Here is an 18,743-nt window from a genome sequence, read left to right as displayed (position 1 = left end):
ATTACGAAGGCCAGGATGATAGCAAACCTGTGCAGGATTTGATCATGATGGGCTTTTGCATGAATATCGCTCATGTTTGCAAGGCGATGCTGGCCCGGTAGAATCGCCGGACTATCTCTTAGGGACCCGAGACATGCCGTACCGCGTCTTATTCGGCAGTCTGTTGCTGCTGTTGTGTTTTACCGCAGCCGCCGGGAGCCGCGCTCCAGCGATCTCCTACACCCGCGACATCCAGCCGATCTTCACGGAAAAATGCGTGGCCTGCCATGCCTGCTACGACTCCGCTTGCCAGTTGAACCTGGGCAGCGGCGAAGGCGCGGCACGGGGCGCGAGCAAGCTGTCGGTGTACGACGGCGAGCGGCGCCAGGCGGCCGAGCCGACCCGCTTGTTCTATGACGCCTCCGGCCAGCGCGCCTGGCAGCGCAAGGGCTTCTATTCGGTGCTCGATGCCCAAGGCAGCCAGGCTGCCCTGATGGCGCGCATGCTGGAGTTGGGCCATCGCACGCCGTTGCAGCCCAACGCCAAGCTGCCGGAAGAGATCGTGCTGGGTCTCAATCGCGAAAACAGCTGCGCGATGCCGGCTCAATTCAACGAATACGCCGGCGCCCATCCCAAGGAAGGCATGCCCCTGGCCGTCACCGGCCTGACCGACCAGCAATACCAGACCCTGCAACGCTGGCTGGCCGCAGGCGCCCCCATCGATCAGCAGGCCCTGGCCCCGAGTGCCGCCGAAGCCTTGCAGGTGGTGCAATGGGAAAACCTGCTCAACGCCCCTGGCGCCCGGGAAAGCCTGGTGGGCCGCTGGTTGTTCGAGCACTGGTTCCTGGCGCACATCTATTTCAAGGACGGCGAGCCGGGGCATTTCTTCCAGTGGGTCCGTTCGCGCACGCCCACCGGCCAGCCGATCGACCTGATCAATACCCGCCGTCCGAATGATGACCCTGGCACCCGCGTCTATTACCGGCTCTGGCCGGTGCAAGGGGTGATCGTGCACAAGACCCATATTACCTACGGCTTGAGCGCGGCGAAGATGGGGCGCATCAAGAGCCTGTTCTACAGCGGCAAATGGCAGGTGACCGCGTTGCCGGGCTACGGTCCGGAGCGCCGGGCCAATCCATTTTCCACCTTCGAAGCGATCCCGGCCCAGGCTCGCTACCAGTTCATGCTCGATAACGCCGAGTATTTTGTGCGCACCTTCATTCGCGGGCCGGTGTGCCGGGGCCAGATTGCCACGGACGTGATCCGCGACAATTTCTGGGCGCTGTTCCAGGCCCCCGAACATGACCTGTACATTACAGATCCGAACTACCGCGGCCAGGCCACGCCGCTGCTGGCAATGCCGGGGCAGAACGACGACGTGGGCAGCGTCCTCAGCTTGTGGCTCGACTACCGGGACAAGCGCAACGAGTACGAAGCCTTGCGCCGCGACGTCTATGCCGATGCGCCGGCGCCGAGTTGGTCGACGCTGTGGGCCGGGAATGACAATGCATTGTTGAGCATTTTCCGGCACTTCGACAGTGCCTCGGTCAACAAGGGCTTGATCGGCGAAGTGCCGCAGACGATGTGGCTGTTCGACTTCCCGTTGCTGGAGCGCACCTATTACCAATTGGCGGTGAACTTCGATGTATTCGGCAACGTGTCCCACCAGGCCCAGACCCGGCTGTATTTCGATCTGATCCGCAACGGTGCGGAGCAGAACTTCCTGCGCCTGATGCCGGCCGACTCCCGGGAAGGCTATCTTGACGACTGGTACCAGGCCGGCGGCAAATTCAAGATGTGGCTCGATTACGAGGCCATCGACGATGACAAACCGACCGCCCTCAAGCTTGATGAGCGCGACCCCAAGGGCGATTTCACCCAGCAACTGCTGGCCCGGTACGGCGAGCTGAATGCCCGCCCCGATCCGATCAACCGCTGCGACGGCGCCTACTGCTCGCGCCCGAACATCGACCCGGCGCTGCAAAACGCCGAACAGGCCCTCAGTCGGCTGGTGTCGCGCCCTGCGGCGGGGCTCAAGGTGATCGACCAACTGCCGGAAGCGACTCTGCTGCGCGTCGAAACCGCCAGTGGTCATCGTGAAGTCTACAGCCTGCTGCGCAACCGAGCCCACAGCAACGTGGCGTTCCTGCTGGGCGAGGAGGCGCGATACCAGCCGGGGCTGGACACACTCACGGTCTACCCGGGCGTGCTCAGCAGCTATCCGAACTTCATGTTCAACATTCCGGCCGGGCAAGTGCCGGCATTCGTCGAGGCCATGCAAGGCGCCCAGGATGCACCGGCGTTCGAGCGGATTGTCGAGCGCTGGGGCATTCGTCGCAGCCACCCGCAGTTCTGGTACTACTTCCACGACCTGAGCCAGTACATCCAGGAGACGGAGCCCCTGGAAAGCGGCGTGTTGGACATGAATCGCTACCAGAACCTCTGATCGACAGCTCGGGCGGCAAACTCCGTGCCGCCGGACGCTTTCCTGACAAAAATACTGGGACTTTGTCCGGCGCGATGATTGGCGTAAACTGCCGGCAAGCCTGCGAGGAGTTTCCATGACCGCCATTACCATTACCGATGCCGCCCACGATTACCTGGCCGACCTGCTGTCCAAGCAGAACACCCCAGGTATCGGGATCCGCATCTTTATCACCCAGCCCGGCACCCAGTACGCTGAGACGTGCATTGCCTACTGCAAGCCGGGGGAAGAAAAACCCGAAGACACCGCTCTGGGGCTCAAGAGCTTCACCGCGTACATCGACTCGTTCAGCGAAGCCTTCCTGGACGATGCGGTGGTCGACTACGCCACTGACCGCATGGGTGGCCAACTGACCATCAAGGCGCCAAACGCCAAGGTGCCGATGGTCAATGCCGACAGCCCGGTCAACGAGCGCATCAATTACTATCTGCAAACCGAAATCAACCCGGGGCTGGCCAGCCACGGCGGCCAGGTTTCGCTGATCGACGTGGTGGAAGACGGCATCGCCGTGCTCCAGTTCGGCGGCGGCTGCCAGGGCTGCGGCCAGGCTGACGTCACCTTGAAGGAAGGCATCGAGCGCACCTTGCTTGAGCGTATTCCGGAGCTCAAGGGCGTACGCGACGTGACCGACCATACCCAGAAAGAAAACGCCTACTACTGATAGGTGTTCGCTGTGGCGAGGGAGCTTGCTCCCGCTCGATTGCGAAGCAATCGCAAGGCAACCGATGTGCTCTTCGTGATGGGCACATGAGTTGCAGGGGGACCGCTTCGCGGTCCAGCGGGAGCAAGCTCCCTCGCCACAATAGTTTCAGTCGTCAGCCTGGACCCACAGGGGACTCGGGTTGGCTCCAGCCGGTTGCGTCAAGGGCGGTAGAGATGCGCATGCCCGGCACGGTACAGCGATGATTCGCTGAACACGTCATTGCCCAGCACACGCCCCACCAGGATCAGCGCCGTTCGGCGGAAACCCTTGGCCTGCACCTTCTCGGCGATATCTGCCAGTGTACCCAGCACCCAATCCTGATCCGGCCATGTCGCCCGGTGGATCACCGCAATCGGGCAGTCGGCGCCGTAGTGGGGCCGCAGTTCGTCGATGATCTTTTCCAGGTGATTGACCCCCAGGTGAATCGCCATGGTCGCCCCGTGCTGTGCCAGGTTGCCCAGTTCTTCCCCGGCAGGCATCGGGGATTTATCGGCGTAACGGGTGAGGATCAGGCTCTGGGAGATGTCCGGCAAGGTCAGTTCTGCACCCAGCAAAGCAGCACAGGCTGAGGTCGCGGTCACGCCCGGGATGATTTCGAAAGGGATGCCCAGTTCCCGCAGGCAACGAATCTGCTCGCCAATGGCGCCATACAGGCTTGGGTCGCCGGAATGCACCCGGGCCACGTCCTGGCCATTGAGATGGGCGCTCTTGATCAATTCGATGATCTGTTCCAGATGCAGCTGGGCGCTGTTGATCACCCGTTCGGCACAATGGCCTTCAAGGACGGCGGTTGGTACCAGGGAACCGGCGTAGATGATCACCGCGCAGTGGCGGATCAGTCGCTGGCCTTTGACGGTAATGAGATCCGGGTCGCCGGGGCCGGCGCCGATGAAGTAAACGGTCATGACCGGCTCCTGTGAAAGGTGGGTGAGCGTCGCCCAGATGAAGATCGCTCATGATCCTGGGCGCCGATTATCGGGATTTACGCCACGACCGCCAATGCCAACGTGCTCTTGGGCCCTTTTTGGCGAGTAATCAGCAGCGTCGCGGGCGTCGTGCCCAATTGGTCGGCCAAGGCCAGGGCGGCGCTTTCGGCGATGCCGTAGCAACCGGTTCGTTGGAAGGCGATCTCGGAGCGGTGACTGAGCCGCTGCTCGTAGCCGGCCAACTGTTCGACACTGAAGCAGGTCAGCGGCAGGGCCAGTTGCCCGGCCAGATCCAGCAGTCCTGGTTCGTCACGCTTGAGGTCGATACTGGCCAGGGCCCGTACCCGATGAAGTTCGATGCCGTGGGCCTGCAGCGTTTCGTCGAGCAAGGCCCGCAGCGTGCTGGCCGGGCAACCGCGTTGGCAGCCAAGGCCGACCACCAGTATCGGCCCGTTGCTCATGCGTCGTGGCGGGCTTGGCCGTCACGGCGAAACAGCCATGTGCTGATCAGGCCCAGGGCCAGCCAGAACGCGACGTTGGTCACTTGCGAGGCGATCTTGAATTGCGTTTCAAGCGCTTCGGGCGCCAGCATCGAGTGGACTTCAGGCTGCGGTGCACCGATGACATGGGGCACCAGCAACGTCGCCACGCCCAGCAACTTGAGCAGCCAATGCTTGCCGAAGGCGATCAGGGCGATGCCCACCGCCGTGGACGCCGCGGTGCCGATCCACCACATCTGCCGTTGGGCCAGGTCGGCCGCTGCGGTACCAGGCAGTTCCGGCGGCAGGCCAAGCGTCGGCGCCAAGACGAAAGTGGCATAACCGGCCAGGCCCCAGAGCAGGCCTTGGGACGTGCGAGTCGGCGCACGCAAGGTGTACAGGCCCGCCAGCATCAGGGCAAAACCCACGGCGACCACCAGGTTGCCGCCAGTGGTGGACAGCACGCGCTGCCAACCGTCTTCCGGCTCCCAGGCCTCGGCATCATGGGTATGAGCCGCCCCGTCGGCGTGTTCATGGACCTCGGTCGCCGGGGCCTTCTCGAAGGTTTCCGCCTGGAGAATCAGCGGCGATACCCAGAAACTTTGCAGCAGGGTCAGCAGCAGGGCGGCCAGCAAGCCGCTGAAACCAGCGGTCTGCGCGATACGCTTGATCATGGCGTCAGGTCTCAATGGCAAGGGAATGCGGCGCTGTGACGGGTATCGTGGGCGGCGTTGTGGACCGCTTCGATGTGAGAGAACCCGGCAAAATAGACCAGGCTCGCACCCAGGATCGAAGCGAAGATCGCGGCGCTCAGGCGTTGGCTCAGGGTGGTGGTGCTACTGGCGGTGCGGGCGGTGCTGCTGATGGTCGACATGGCGCTTCCCTCTGTTCTTGTTCAGTGGGTGATTCGAGCGCAATGAAACCCCAGGCGAAGGCCCGCCAGGATTCGAACAGCGCCCGCCCACCGCGGGTTGTTGGTGCATGAGTCATGGGCCGGTCTCCGGGCTCGCGAGGGGCGGGGCTTGCGCCTGGCCTGCAAGCGTCACCTTCCCATGTCCTGGGACACAGTGGTTCAGACGCTTCGCTCGCTTACCGTTGCGGGGGCAGCACCGGACTGACGTGGCCTTGGAGTAAAGCGCACGATTCACCGGTTTCCCGTTTCACCCTGTGAAGGGCACCCGTAACTAGGCGCACAGGAGAGCATGGGGAGGGGCGGGGCGTCAATGTACAAGGGCCGACGAGCGGGCTGTTGTGGCGAGGGAGCTTGCTCCCGCTGGGCAGCGCAGCGGCCCCCGGCTCTTTACGGTCGCTGCGCAACCGAGCGGGAGCAAGCTCCCTCGCCACAACAGCATCCTGCATCTTACTTGCGGAGATTGACCCGCCCCCACACCCTGCGTAGCCTTGCGCCTTCGAGGTTCTTCGGCACGTGCCGGAGCTAAGAAGGGAACGCGGTCCAAGCCGCGGCTGCCCCCGCAACTGTGAACGGTGCTGTTTCTGCAAGGCCACTGTGCATGCCCTTATTTAAACGGGCGCACGGGAAGGCGCAGCAATTGCCAGTCGAAAGATTGGCCCGCCGTCAGCCAGGAGACCTGCCTCGACACAGATTCTCACTACAACCGGGCGGGGTGATCCGGTGGCGAAATCTTCCGCGCGCGCCTGTGCCAGCGGTTGTCGTCCCGTTTGCCCGCCACCTTGCCAAAGGGCATCCGATGAAAACACTGGCCAAACTCCCCGTCACCATCGTCACCGGCTTCCTCGGCTCGGGTAAGACCACCTTGCTGCGTCACATGCTCGACAACGCCCAGGGCCGGCGCATCGCCGTGATCGTCAACGAGTTCGGCGAACTGGGCATCGACGGCGAGATCCTCAAGCAGTGCTCCATCGGCTGTACCGAAGAAGAAGCCAACGGCCGCGTCTATGAACTGGCCAACGGCTGCCTGTGCTGCACGGTGCAGGAAGAATTCTTCCCGGTGATGCGCGAACTGGTGGCCCGGCGTGGCGACCTCGACCATATCCTCATCGAAACCTCCGGCCTGGCCTTGCCCAAGCCGCTGGTCCAGGCCTTCCAATGGCCGGAAATCCGCAGCGCCTGCACCGTCGACGCAGTGATCACCGTGGTCGACAGTCCGGCCGTGGCCGCGGGTACCTTCGCGGCCTTCCCGGACCAGGTCGATGCCATGCGCAAACTCGACCCGAACCTGGACCACGAATCGCCGCTGCACGAACTGTTCGCCGACCAGCTGGCGAGCGCCGACCTGGTGATCCTCAACAAGGCTGACCTGATCAGCCCTGAAGACCTGGCCAAGGTTCGCCTGGAAGTCGCCGAAGAGCTGCCGCCGGCGGTCAAGGTCATCGAAGCCAGCAGCGGTCGCCTGCCGCTGGACGTACTGATCGGCCTGGGCGCCGGTTCCGAAGAACACATCGACGGCCGCCACAGCCATCACGATCACCACCATGACGGCGACGATGACGACCACGATCATGATGCCTTCGATTCTATCTCCATCGAGCTGCCCCAGGCCGACGAAAGCCTGTTGCTCGACGCGCTGACGCAACTGGTGGTCCAGCACGGCGTACTGCGGGTCAAGGGTTTCGCGGCGATCCCGAACAAGCCGATGCGCCTTCTGATCCAGGGCGTCGGGACGCGTTTCGACAAGCATTTCGACCGCCAATGGGGCGCTGAGGAAGCGCGGGTCACCCGCCTGGTGCTGATCGGCCAGGCGCTCGACGCCGCGCTGCTCGAAGCGCAGTTGCGCGCCGCCCTCGGCGCCTAAGCCATGCACCTGCTCAGGACCCAGCCCGGCGGTTTCGTGTCGGATGACAACATTGCCGACCTGGGGCAAACCCCCGCCGAGCTGGTGATCCTGTGCAGCGGCGATTCCAGCCTGGCGCTGCTGGCCGAAGCGGCAAAGCAGTTGCCGGGCGATTATCCGCAGTTTCGCCTCGCCAACCCGATGCAGGTGCAGAACCATGCCTCGGTGGATCTGTATTTCGAAGACGTGCTGCGCCACGCCAAGGTCATCCTGTTGTCGCTGCACGGCGGCATCGGCTATTGGCGCTACGGCATCGAGCGCCTGATGGAACTGGCCGGGCGGGGGGTGAAGCTGATCCTGGTGCCGGGGGATGATCGTCCGGACCCGGAACTCAGCGACCTGAGCAACGTGCCCTTCGAGGACCGCGATCGGCTCTGGCAGTTCTTGCGCCAGGGCGGGCTGGGCAATGCCCTGGACCTGTTTCACAACCTGGGCAGCCAATGGTTCGGCCGCGATTATCCGTGGGCCGAACCGCAAGTCCTGCCACGCACGGCCATCTATCACCCGGCGAAAACCAACGCCAGCCTCGACGATTGGCAAGCCGACTGGCAGGCCGGACAACCGGTGGCGGCGGTGCTGTTTTATCGCTCCCACTTGCAAGCGGCGAACACCGCGTTCATCGACGTGTTTTGTCAGCGCCTGCAAGCGGCGGGGCTCAATCCGTTGCCGATTGCCGTGGCGAGCCTCAAGGAGCCCGGTTGCCTGGCGCTGGTCGAAGACTGGCTGGACGCGGTGGAGGCCGGGGTGATCCTCAATACCACCGGCTTCGCCCAATCCAGCCCGGAAGCGCCGCACCTGCGACCGTTCCGTCGCAACATTGCGGTGATCCAGGCGATCTGCGCCCAGGACAACGAACCGGGCTGGCGCGCCAGCGAGCAGGGCCTGGGTCCGCGAGACCTGGCGATGCACATTGCCTTGCCGGAGCTGGACGGGCGGATCATCAGCCGCCCGATCAGCTTCAAGGACCTGGCCTGGCGCAGCGAGCGCAGCCAGAGCGACGTGGTCTGTTATCGGGCTGTGCCTGAACGCATGGATTTTGTCGCCGAGCTGGCGCGGCGCTGGACAACATTGGCGCGTTTGCCCAACGCAGAAAAACGTGTGGCGTTGATCCTCGCCAACTACCCGACCCGGGATGGGCGCATCGGCAATGGCGTCGGCCTGGACACCCCGGCAGCGGCGTTGAATATCCTGCGGGCCATGCAGGCCGAGGGGTATCCGCTGCCACCTGATTTGCCTGGGAGCGGTACCGCGTTGATCCAGCAGTTGCTCGGTGGTGTCAGCAACGACCTGGACAGCCTCGACCTGCGGCCATGTCACCAGAGCCTGGCCCTCGATGCCTATCAGGCCATGTTCGACGCGCTGCCCGAGGCCAATCGCCAAGCGGTGCTGGAGCGTTGGGGTACGCCCGAGAACGATCCGATGTTCCGTGACGGCCGCCTGATGGTCGCCGGCCTGCGCCTGGGCCTGACGTTCGTCGGTATCCAGCCGGCCCGGGGTTATCAGGTCGATCCGAGCGCGGTGTACCACGACCCGGACCTGGTGCCGCCCCACGGTTACCTGGCGTTTTATTTCTGGCTGCGTCACACCTACGGCGTCCACGGAGTGATTCACGTCGGCAAGCACGGCAACCTTGAGTGGCTGCCGGGCAAGGGCGTCGGGCTCTCGGATAGTTGCTGGCCGGACGCGCTGCTGGGGCCGCTACCGAACATCTATCCGTTCATCGTCAACGACCCGGGTGAGGGCGCCCAGGCCAAGCGTCGCACCCAGGCGGTAATCATCGACCACTTGATGCCGCCCCTGACCCGGGCCGAAACCTACGGACCGCTGCGCAACCTCGAGTTGTTGGCCGACGAATACTACGAGGCGCAATTGCTCGATCCGCGCCGTGCCCGGGAACTGCAACGGGACATCCTCAACCTGGTGCGCGAGACGCACATCGACCGCGAACTGCAACTCGATGCCGGGCTCGACAGCGACGCCGATGCGGCGATCTGGCTGCCACGCCTGGACACTTACCTGTGCGACTTGAAGGAGTCGCAGATCCGCGACGGCCTGCATATTTTTGGCGAGTCGCCCAGCGGACGGCTGCGCATCGACACCTTGCTGGCGTTGCTGCGCATTCCCCGGGGCGACGGCAAGGGCGCGCAGTCGAGTCTGTTGCGGGCGCTGGCCAAGGCGTTCGGGCTGGGTTTCGATCCGCTGGATTGTGCCTTGGCCGAGCCCTGGACCGGCGAGTGTCCCGAGGCGTTGCGCCGGGTCAGCGCCGAGCCTTGGCGCACCGCCGGCGATACGCGCGAGCGCCTGGAATTGTTCGCCGCGCAGTTGATCGAGCAAGCACTGGACGGTGGGGTCGAGCAGCTCAATGCGCCGGGCTGGGAGACGGTGGCCAGCATCATCGAAAACCTGCGCTCCGTCGTGGCCCCGCGCCTGGACGCCTGCGGTCCGGCGGAAATCCGTGGCCTGCTCGATGCCTTGAACGGGCGCTTCGTGCCCGCCGGCCCCAGCGGTGCGCCGAGTCGCGGGCGTCTGGACGTACTGCCCACCGGACGCAATTTCTTCTCGGTGGACGTGCGCAACCTGCCCACCACCACGGCGTGGCGCATCGGTTTCCAATCAGCGAACCTGATCCTTGAACGGCACCTGCAGGACCATGGCGATCACCTGCGCCAGCTCGGCCTGTCGGTGTGGGGCACCGCCACCATGCGCACCGGTGGCGATGATATTGCCCAGGCCATGGCGCTGATGGGCGTGCGTCCGGTGTGGGCCACGGGCAGCCAGCGGGTCGATGATTTCGAGATCCTGCCGTTGAGCCTGCTGGACCGACCACGGGTCGATGTCACGCTGCGGGTCTCCGGGTTCTTCCGCGATGCTTTTGCCAACCTGATCCGCTTGTTCGATGCGGCGGTGCAGGCCGTCGCCGCGCTGGATGAACCGGACGACATGAACCCTCTGGCGGCCAAGGTCCGTGGTGAACGCGAAGCCTTGTTGGCGTCGGGCCTGGAGCCGGAAGCGGCGGCGCGCCAGGCTGGCTGGCGGATCTTCGGCGCCAAGCCCGGGGCCTATGGCGCGGGCGTGCAGGGCGCGATTGATGGGCGCTTGTGGCAGAGCCGCGAGGATCTGGCCGAGGTATACCTGAACTGGGGCGGTTACGCCTACGGCGCCAGCGATGAAGGCACTGCCGCCCGGGGGCAGTTCTCCCGACGTCTGAGCCAGGTGCAAGCGGTGTTGCAGAACCAGGACAACCGCGAGCATGACCTGCTCGATTCCAATGATTACTACCAGTTCCAGGGCGGCATGCTGGCGGCGGTCGAGACTCTCGGTGGAGTCGCGGCGGCCAGTTACCATGGCGACCACAGCCAGCCAGACTTGCCCAAGATCCGCACCCTGAAAGAAGAGCTCAACCGCGTCATCCGTTCCCGCGCAGCGAATCCGAAGTGGATCGACGGTGTGAAGCGTCACGGCTATAAAGGCGCGTTCGAACTGGCGGCGACGGTGGACAACCTGTTCGCCTTCGACGCCACCACCCGGTTGATCGACGATCACCAGTACGCCTTGCTGGCCGATGCCTACCTGCTCGACCCGGACACCCGGGATTTCGTCCGCCAGCACAACCCCGACGCCCTGCGGGACATGACCGAGCGCATGCTCGAAGCGCAGCAGCGGGGGATGTGGCAGGCGCCGGGGGAGTACCGCGAGGCGTTGGAGAATTTGTTGTTGGACATTGAAGAGGATGGTTGAAATGAGGACAACAGGCGCGCACTTGTGGCGAGGGAGCTTGCTCCCGCTCGGCTGCGCAGCAGTCGTCGTTCTGGAAGGGCACTGGGACCTCAGGTTCTGGGGGCCGCTTCGCGCCCCAGCGGGAGCAAGCTCCCTCGCCACAGGGGAACCTCGCACATTCATGAGACCTTCAGCATGACTCACACTCCCCATTTCCCACTCTCCGCCGTGGTCGGCGCCGATGACCTGAAACTGGCCTTGTGCCTGGCCGCGATCGATCCGAAAATCGGCGGTGTGCTGATTGAAGGCCCGCGGGGCATGGCCAAGTCCACCTTGGCCCGGGGCCTGGCGGACCTGCTGGCCAGCGGTCAGTTCGTCACCTTGCCCCTCGGTGCTACCGAAGAGCGGCTGGTGGGCACCCTGGATCTGGACGCAGCGCTGGGGGAAGGGCGCGCGCAGTTTTCTCCCGGCGTGTTGGCCAAGGCCGACGGTGGTGTGCTGTACGTCGATGAAGTGAACCTGCTGCCTGATCATCTGGTGGACCTGCTGTTGGACGTGGCCGCCAGCGGCACCAACCTGATCGAGCGCGACGGCATTTCCCATCGGCATCCGGCGCGCTTTGTGCTGATCGGCACCATGAACCCGGAAGAAGGCGAACTGCGCCCGCAGTTGCTCGATCGGTTCGGTTTGAACGTGGCCCTCGACGGTCATACCGCGCCGACTGAGCGCGGGCAGATCATTCGCCGGCGGTTGGATTTCGACAGTGATCCGGCGGCGTTCTGTGCGCAGTGGGAGAGCGCCCAACAGCAGTTGCGTGAACGCTGCCAGCAGGCGCGCAACCGGTTGGCCGGGATCGCGCTGGATGATGCCGCACTGGCGCAGATCACCGAGCGCTGCTTTGCCGCCGGTGTCGATGGCTTGCGCGCCGACCTGGTCTGGCTGCGGGCGGCCCGGGCCCATGCCGCCTGGCGCGGGGCCGATGCCATCGCGGATGAAGACATCGATGCGGTCGCCGAGTTTGCCTTGCGGCACCGGCGGCGCGGGCATTCGGCACCGGCACCGTCCCAGGCGCCGACCGGCGCGGAAAAAACTGCTGAACCCAACGAAGGCCAAGGCCAGTGGGGTGATCTGCCGGCCCGGGCATTGCCGACCGGTGCCCGGCGTGACGTGCCGAGCTGGCCAAAAAAGCCCTAGGCATTCGCCCTCGTTCAACGGCGGGGGCGAATGCCAGACCCCGTGCAGGACAGTTGGAGCAAGGACGCCAGGGCCGCAGCAAAGCCGCGGCCAGCGGTGCGGTGAACTGGCCGGGGACGTTGCTCCATGGCCGACCGCGCCTGCGTGAGGACCTGCGCTGGCACGGTCGTCATCGGTCGCCCCATGAGCTGTGGCTGGTCATCGTCGATGCGTCGGCTTCGACCCGGCGTCATCGCGCCTTGAGTGACGGCAAGGGCCTGCTGGCGCAGTTGTTCGACGACGCCTACCGACAACGCGCGCGCTTGGCGCTGTTGACGGCCAGCGGCACGCTCCCCAATTGGCAGGTGCAAGGGCTCAAGGCCTCGGCGGGCCTGCGCGCCTGGCTCGATGGGTTGGGTGCCGGTGGCGGAACGCCGTTGCTGGCGGCGCTGAACGAGGCCGGGCGCTGGCTGGTGGCGCGCCGCAAGCGCTACCCGGCGGAGCAGCAACGGGTGTTGGTGATGACCGACGGACGAGTCAAGGAGGGGCTTTCACCGCCGCTTCTCGATTGCCCATGCCTGTTGATCGACATCGAGAGAGGCCCGATTCGCCTGGGCCGGGCCCGGCAGTTGGCGGGGCAGTTGCAGGCTGAGTATTGGCATATTGATGAAGAGTCACCTGGCTGAGGTAAGCATTGATTGCTGCACTATGCTCAGGCAGCCCCTCACAGGAGTGAACCATGCGCGTACTCGTCACCAACGCCCAGGACGATTTTCGGGTCAAGGCCTATGCCGGCACCAACGGCGTACTGCTCGCCATGGACCTGGCCGAACCCCGGCGCAAGGGCTTGCTGGGCTTTGCCATCGAGAAGCAGCAGGGCGACAAACCCTGGTTGTTCCTGTTCAACAGCCTGACCTTCCCCGACAAGGCCCACACCTTTCCCCAGTTCCACGCCACCCCCAGCGACAAGGCGCCGTTGCAGAAATTTCGCTGGGCCGACTACGCCGTCAACCCCGGTGTGACGATCCACTACCGTGTGCACCTGGCTTATGGCAGTCCCGACGCGCCACAGCTGGGGGAATCCCTGGCCGTCACGGTCACCAGCGACGACGGTCAGCCAATCAACCAGCGAGTGATCTTCAATCGGGCCGTGGCCGCCAGCCAGGCGTTCCAGCGCAAGTTTCCCGACGTGGACGCTTTGATTAGCGCCAACAAAAACCTGTCCATCGATGACTGGCCCGATGCCCCGCGCCGTTGGTTGGAAAATGGCTTGCTGGGGCGCTTGACCGGTTTCATCGACCGGGCGCTGGATGCCAACTGGGCCCTGGACGTCGCCATCTATGAATACGAATTGCCGGTGATCGTCGACGCGGTCAACGCCGCTCACGCGCGCGGCGCACAAGTTCGCGTGCTTTACCACGCCGAGCCAGGCGACGACACCACGCTGCGCAACGAAGCCAACCTGGAAAAATTGCCGGCGGCCAACAAGCGTGGGCGGGTCACCCATAACATTTTCCACGACAAGTTCATTGTGTTGAGCAAGGTCGATGGCGGCGGTGCGTTACAACCGGAGGCGGTGTTGTGCGGCAGTACCAACTTCACCGCCAACGGCGTCTACCGCCAGGCCAATGTGGTCCATGTGCTGGACGATCCGCGGGTGAGCGACAGCTATCGCCAGGTGTTCGAACAGATCTGGGCCGTACCGCAGGACGTCGGGACCACCCGTGAGTGGATCAATCAGAACAATCCCATGGTCCCGGAGGAACAGTTGTTCATCGGTTTTTCGCCACGCACAGGAGAGGGCGATCTGGACCGCTTCGTCGACATCATCAACGCGGCCCGAAAGGACCTGTTGTTCGTCACCGCATTCGTCTTGCCCGACCGGATTCTTGACGCCGTGCTCGGCCAACCCAATGACGACGTGCTGCGCTACGGCCTGCAAAACACCAAGAGCCGCATCACCGGCTTCCATGCCGACCGCACCGCTGAATTCGCCGCCACCGCACTGCTCAACACCGGCCTGGAAGGCTGGCTCAAGGAAAACATGAAAGGCCAGAAGGGCAACCTGCTGGTGCACACCAAGGCCATCGTCACCGACTTCACCAGCGACACGCCGACCATCATCAGCGGCAGCCACAACCTCAGCGCTGCCGCCAGCAGCGGCAACGACGAGAACTACCTGATCATCCAGGGCGACACCGACCTGGCCGACCGCTACGGATTGGAATTGCTGCGTTTCTATGAGCATTACCGCTTTCGCTACTTTGCGAAAAAACTCGCCCTCAAGCAGGTCAAGCCACTGGCGGTGGATGACAGCTGGAGTGATGACTATTACCGCGAGGGGGATTTGCGGATGTTGTCCAGGGTGAGGTTTTGCGGGCGCTGAGCAGTGGTAAGGGTGTTTTAGAGTGCTATTTTTGCGCTATTAAGAGTACTCAAGGGTTTATTCCATGACACATATCGTGCTTTCCCGAGTCGTTGCCAGCATTTCTGAGCTCAAGAAAAACCCAATGGGCACCGTTGCTGCCGGTGAAGGGTTATCTGTAGCCATCCTCAACCGAAACGAGCCTGTTTTCTATTGCGTCCCTGCCAGGGAATATGAAGCGGTGATGGACCGGCTTGAGGACATGGAGTTGGCTGCTCTTTGCCGCGAGCGTGAAAACGATCCAACGATCAAGGTTTCTCTCGATGACCTATGAGTTGGAGCGTTTGTGGAATTCTTTCCAGTGCTAGCATAGAGCCATCTATCAGCCTGGAAGCTGCCATGAACCTCTGTCACGGAACGTCCGCTTTACTTCGCACCTGTGTCGCGATCCTGTTGTTGGTCCTGGGCACTTCGGCCCTTGCCGCCAATCAACCTTGTTCCGGGCGCAAGGGCGGGATCGCCGGGTGTGATGGCGATACCTTCCTCTGCAACGACGGCTCGATCAGTGCTTCGAAGAAGTCCTGTTCCGCTGTGCTGGGGCTTCGGAACGAGGCCCGGCCGCAGTCGTTGCTCAAGTCCGCCGACGGTTGCCAGTGCGGCAGTGGCAATTACTGTGTCGGCCCCCGGGGCGGGGTCTATTGCCTCACACCTGGCGGCAGCAAGAGCTACAAGCGCAAATAGCCCAGGTACACCGCCGAACAATGGTGGGAGCAAGCTCGCTCCCACAGGGTATCCATTTACAACTCCAGCGTGGCTCCGTTTCGGTGCGCCGGGTACCCGGTTTGGGGCCTTGTTACCCGTGCCTCGTAGCCAACGGTAGCAACACCCTTCGAATGCGGACGCTGCTGCCCGCAGGTCTGTTTTTCCCATCTCCCTGATTTCCCTGACTTTCCATTTTTCTCACCCATCCGCTCCAAGCCTGTGGCACACTTTCTGCTGTCTATTCCGTTGTTACATACCATATTCCGGTATAGCGGAATAAACTCAATCTGGAGTGCTTGCCATGCAACGCCGACCTTCCTTGTTCAAAGCGTGTGTTTTTCTCTTCGCGGCCACGACGGCTGCACTGGGTGTCGCCCAGGCGGCCGACAGCAAGCTGGATAGCGTGCTGCAGCGGGGGAAATTGATCGTGGGCACGGGCAGTACCAATGCGCCGTGGCACTTCCAGGGAGCGGATGGCAAGTTGCAGGGCTTTGATATCGATATCGCGCGGATGGTCGCCAAAGGCCTGTTCAACGACCCGGAGAAGGTCGAGTTCGTGGTGCAGTCTTCCGATGCGCGCATCCCCAACCTGTTGACCGACAAAGTCGACATGAGCTGCCAGTTCATCACCGTCACTGCCAGTCGCGCCCAGCAAGTGGCGTTCACCCTGCCGTACTACCGCGAAGGCGTGGGCCTGCTGCTGCCGGCCAACAGCAAGTACAAGGAAATCGAAGACCTCAAGGCAGCGGGCGATGACGTCACCGTGGCGGTGCTGCAGAACGTCTACGCCGAAGAGTTGGTGCACCAGGCGCTGCCCAAGGCCAAGGTCGACCAGTACGACAGCGTCGACCTGATGTACCAGGCAGTGAACTCCGGCCGCGCCGATGCCGCCGCCACCGACCAGTCCTCGGTCAAATACCTGATGGTGCAGAACCCCGGCCGTTATCGCAGCCCGGCCTACGCCTGGAGCCCACAGACCTACGCCTGCGCGGTCAAGCGCGGCGACCAGGACTGGCTGAACTTCGTCAACACAACCTTGCATGAAGCCATGACCGGCGTGGAATTCCCTACCTATGCGGCGTCGTTCAAGCAGTGGTTCGGCGTCGAGCTGCCGTCGCCAGCGATCGGTTTCCCCGTTGAATTCAAATGACCCTGTGAGCCCGGGGCGCCCCTTGCGGGCGCTTCGTCGAAGGTACTGCCGACCATGAATTATCAGTTGAACTTTGCCGCCGTCTGGCGCGATTTCGACACCCTGCTGGCGGGGCTCGGCCTGGGGCTTTCCCTGGCGCTGGTGTCGATCGCCATCGGTTGCGTGATCGGCCTGGCGATGGCGTTCGCGCTGCTGAGCAAGCATCGGGTCTTGCGGGTGCTGGCGTCGGTGTATGTCACGGTGATCCGCAATACGCCGATCCTGGTGTTGATCCTGCTGATCTACTTTGCCTTGCCGAGCCTGGGCATCCGCCTGGACAAGCTGCCGTCGTTCGTCATCACCCTCTCGCTGTACGCCGGGGCCTACCTGACCGAAGTGTTTCGCGGCGGACTGTTGAGCATTCACAAGGGACAGCGTGAAGCGGGGCTGGCCATCGGCCTTGGCGAGTGGCAGGTGAAAGCCTACGTCACCGTGCCGGTGATGCTGCGCAACGTGTTGCCGGCCTTGTCGAACAACTTCATTTCGCTGTTCAAGGACACCTCCCTGGCGGCGGCGATTGCCGTGCCGGAGCTGACCTATTACGCCCGCAAGATCAACGTGGAGAGCTACCGGGTGATCGAAACCTGGCTGGTGACCACGGCCCTGTATGTCGCGGCCTGTTACCTCATTGCCATGGTGCTGCGGTATTTCGAGCAACGCCTGGCGATTCGCCGTTAGGAGTCTCCCATGTACGAATCACCCAGTTGGTTGCATGAGTTATGGGTCGCCCGGGACACCCTGTGGGCCGGTTTCCTGACCAGTGTGCAGTGTTCGCTGTTGGCGATTGTGTTGGGCACGCTGATCGGTCTGGTGGCCGGCCTGGTGCTGACCTATGGCCGGACCTGGATGCGCGCGCCGTTTCGCTTCTACGTCGACCTGATCCGCGGCACGCCGGTGTTCGTGCTGGTGCTGGCCTGCTTCTACATGGCCCCGGCCCTGGGCTGGCAGATCGGCGCGTTCCAGGCCGGCGTGCTGGGCTTGACGCTGTTCTGCGGCTCCCACGTGGCCGAGATCGTGCGCGGGGCCTTGCAGGCCTTGCCCCGTGGGCAGATGGAGGCGAGCCAGGCCATCGGCCTGACGTTCTACCAGTCGCTGGGCTATGTGCTGTTGCCCCAGGCCTTGCGGCAAATCTTGCCGACCTGGGTCAATTCCTCCACCGAGATCGTCAAGGCCTCGACCCTGCTGTCGGTGATCGGCGTCGCCGAATTGCTGCTCAGCACCCAGCAGATCATCGCCCGGACCTTCATGACCCTGGAGTTTTACCTGTTCGCCGGGTTTCTCTTTTTCATCATCAATTACGCCATCGAATTGCTCGGACGGCACATTGAAAAGCGGGTGGCCTTGCCATGACTGATATTTCGACTCCTTCCAACACCCAACCGCTGTTGGACATTCGCGGCCTGCGCAAACAATACGGCCCGCTGGAAGTGCTCAAGGGCGTGGACCTGAGCATGCAGCGCGGCAACGTGGTCACGCTGATCGGCTCCAGCGGTTCGGGCAAGACCACGCTGCTGCGCTGCGTGAACATGCTCGAGGAATTCCAGGGCGGCCAGATCGTGCTCGACGGCGAATCCATCGGCTATGACGACGTTGGCGGCAAGCGTGTGCGCCATCCGGAAAAAGTCATTGCCCGGCACCGTGCGATGACCGGCATGGCCTTCCAGCAATTCAACCTGTTTCCCCATCTGACCGCGTTGCAGAACGTCACCCTGGGCCTGCTCAAAGTGAAAAAGCTGCCCAAGGACGAGGCGGTGGCCCTGGCCGAGAAATGGCTGGAGCGGGTGGGCTTGTTGGAGCGGCGCGATCACTTTCCCGGCCAGTTGTCTGGCGGTCAGCAGCAGCGCGTGGCGATTGCCCGGGCGATTGCGATGAACCCCAGCCTGATGCTGTTCGACGAAGTGACTTCGGCCCTGGACCCGGAGCTGGTCGGCGAGGTGCTGAACGTGATCAAGGGCCTGGCCGAAGACGGCATGACCATGCTGCTGGTGACCCACGAAATGCGCTTTGCCTTCGAGGTCTCCGACAAGATCGTGTTCATGAATCAGGGCCGCATCGAAGAGCAAGGGCCACCGAAGGAATTGTTCGAACGGCCACAGTCGCCACGCCTGGCGGAATTCCTCAAGAACACCCGTTTTTAATTTTATTCAGTAAG

General features: G+C 63.3%; 17 protein-coding genes and 2 riboswitches. Of the genes, 13 read left to right on the top strand and 4 right to left on the bottom strand.

Annotation, left to right across the window (positions count from 1 at the left end; genetic code table 11):
- Positions 1 to 133 precede the first annotated feature (133 nt).
- Together BM300_RS02675 and nfuA are read left to right on the top strand one after the other, a co-directional pair.
- Positions 134 to 2,425 carry a fatty acid cis/trans isomerase gene (locus BM300_RS02675; RefSeq protein ID WP_092461945.1) on the top strand — a complete coding sequence of 764 codons (2,292 nt, stop codon included), beginning with the start codon at positions 134 to 136 and terminating at the stop codon, positions 2,423 to 2,425.
- A gap of 115 nt (positions 2,426 to 2,540) precedes the next feature.
- Complete coding sequence (gene nfuA, locus BM300_RS02670; RefSeq protein WP_003182850.1) at positions 2,541 to 3,125, top strand: Fe-S biogenesis protein NfuA; 585 nt, start codon at positions 2,541 to 2,543, stop codon at positions 3,123 to 3,125.
- A 200-nt stretch (positions 3,126 to 3,325) separates the two neighbouring features.
- On the opposite strand, the gene cobM is transcribed toward nfuA, so the two are convergent.
- The 4 genes from cobM to BM300_RS02650 all read right to left on the bottom strand — a co-directional run bounded on the left by cobM (position 3,326) and on the right by BM300_RS02650 (position 5,446).
- Positions 3,326 to 4,072: a precorrin-4 C(11)-methyltransferase gene (cobM, locus tag BM300_RS02665; RefSeq protein ID WP_092461943.1), complete on the bottom strand. Its 747-nt coding sequence runs from the start codon at positions 4,070 to 4,072 to the stop codon at positions 3,326 to 3,328.
- Positions 4,073 to 4,149: 77 nt separating this feature from the next.
- The gene (locus BM300_RS02660; RefSeq protein ID WP_092461941.1) at positions 4,150 to 4,554 is read right to left on the bottom strand and encodes a cobalamin biosynthesis protein; all 405 of its coding nucleotides are present in this window, start codon (positions 4,552 to 4,554) and stop codon (positions 4,150 to 4,152) included.
- Positions 4,551 to 5,246 (bottom strand): CbtA family protein, encoded by a 696-nt coding sequence (locus tag BM300_RS02655; RefSeq protein ID WP_063322000.1) that lies wholly within the window; start codon positions 5,244 to 5,246, stop codon positions 4,551 to 4,553. The genes BM300_RS02660 and BM300_RS02655 overlap by 4 nt, the downstream gene beginning before the upstream one ends.
- Positions 5,247 to 5,257: 11 nt before the next feature.
- Positions 5,258 to 5,446 carry a CbtB domain-containing protein gene (locus tag BM300_RS02650; protein WP_092145605.1) on the bottom strand — a complete coding sequence of 63 codons (189 nt, stop codon included), beginning with the start codon at positions 5,444 to 5,446 and terminating at the stop codon, positions 5,258 to 5,260.
- A 99-nt stretch (positions 5,447 to 5,545) separates the two neighbouring features.
- A riboswitch (cobalamin riboswitch) is annotated at positions 5,546 to 5,769 on the bottom strand.
- 198 nt (positions 5,770 to 5,967) lie between these two features.
- Positions 5,968 to 6,184: riboswitch (cobalamin riboswitch) on the top strand.
- Between the two features lie 97 nt (positions 6,185 to 6,281).
- Between BM300_RS02650 and cobW the strand changes: the two genes are divergently transcribed.
- The 11 genes from cobW to BM300_RS02595 all read left to right on the top strand — a co-directional run bounded on the left by cobW (position 6,282) and on the right by BM300_RS02595 (position 18,729).
- Positions 6,282 to 7,346, top strand: a complete 1,065-nt coding sequence (gene cobW / locus BM300_RS02645) for a cobalamin biosynthesis protein CobW (protein ID WP_092145606.1) — start codon at positions 6,282 to 6,284, stop codon at positions 7,344 to 7,346.
- Positions 7,347 to 7,349: 3 nt separating this feature from the next.
- Positions 7,350 to 11,123, top strand: a complete 3,774-nt coding sequence (cobN, locus tag BM300_RS02640) for a cobaltochelatase subunit CobN (protein ID WP_092461939.1) — start codon at positions 7,350 to 7,352, stop codon at positions 11,121 to 11,123.
- A 174-nt stretch (positions 11,124 to 11,297) separates the two neighbouring features.
- Positions 11,298 to 12,296, top strand: a complete 999-nt coding sequence (locus BM300_RS02635; RefSeq protein WP_092344479.1) for a magnesium chelatase ATPase subunit I — start codon at positions 11,298 to 11,300, stop codon at positions 12,294 to 12,296.
- Positions 12,297 to 12,349: 53 nt separating this feature from the next.
- On the top strand, positions 12,350 to 12,961 hold the full coding sequence (locus BM300_RS02630; RefSeq protein WP_256571518.1) for a vWA domain-containing protein: 612 nt from the start codon (positions 12,350 to 12,352) through the stop codon (positions 12,959 to 12,961).
- 53 nt (positions 12,962 to 13,014) lie between these two features.
- The gene (locus BM300_RS02625) at positions 13,015 to 14,661 is read left to right on the top strand and encodes a phospholipase D-like domain-containing protein (protein WP_092461937.1); all 1,647 of its coding nucleotides are present in this window, start codon (positions 13,015 to 13,017) and stop codon (positions 14,659 to 14,661) included.
- A gap of 64 nt (positions 14,662 to 14,725) precedes the next feature.
- Entirely contained in the window at positions 14,726 to 14,974 is a 249-nt protein-coding gene (locus BM300_RS02620) for a type II toxin-antitoxin system Phd/YefM family antitoxin (RefSeq protein ID WP_092461935.1), read from the top strand.
- A gap of 65 nt (positions 14,975 to 15,039) precedes the next feature.
- On the top strand, positions 15,040 to 15,381 hold the full coding sequence (locus BM300_RS02615) for a YdcA family protein (RefSeq protein WP_063321993.1): 342 nt from the start codon (positions 15,040 to 15,042) through the stop codon (positions 15,379 to 15,381).
- A 322-nt stretch (positions 15,382 to 15,703) separates the two neighbouring features.
- Positions 15,704 to 16,552, top strand: coding sequence for a transporter substrate-binding domain-containing protein (locus tag BM300_RS02610; RefSeq protein ID WP_092223999.1), 849 nt, complete (start codon positions 15,704 to 15,706; stop codon positions 16,550 to 16,552).
- Between the two features lie 54 nt (positions 16,553 to 16,606).
- Entirely contained in the window at positions 16,607 to 17,269 is a 663-nt protein-coding gene (locus BM300_RS02605; protein ID WP_018608019.1) for an amino acid ABC transporter permease, read from the top strand.
- A gap of 9 nt (positions 17,270 to 17,278) precedes the next feature.
- Positions 17,279 to 17,941 carry an amino acid ABC transporter permease gene (locus tag BM300_RS02600; RefSeq protein WP_028236639.1) on the top strand — a complete coding sequence of 221 codons (663 nt, stop codon included), beginning with the start codon at positions 17,279 to 17,281 and terminating at the stop codon, positions 17,939 to 17,941.
- The gene (locus BM300_RS02595; RefSeq protein WP_092461933.1) at positions 17,938 to 18,729 is read left to right on the top strand and encodes an amino acid ABC transporter ATP-binding protein; all 792 of its coding nucleotides are present in this window, start codon (positions 17,938 to 17,940) and stop codon (positions 18,727 to 18,729) included. Before BM300_RS02600 ends, BM300_RS02595 begins: the two co-directional genes overlap by 4 nt.
- The last annotated feature ends 14 nt before the right edge of the window (positions 18,730 to 18,743 follow it).

The organism is Pseudomonas sp. NFACC46-3 (assembly GCF_900114515.1).
Taxonomy (GTDB): Bacteria; Pseudomonadota; Gammaproteobacteria; order Pseudomonadales; family Pseudomonadaceae; genus Aquipseudomonas; species Aquipseudomonas fluorescens_Q.
This window is presented reverse-complemented; position numbering and strand designations above follow the sequence as displayed.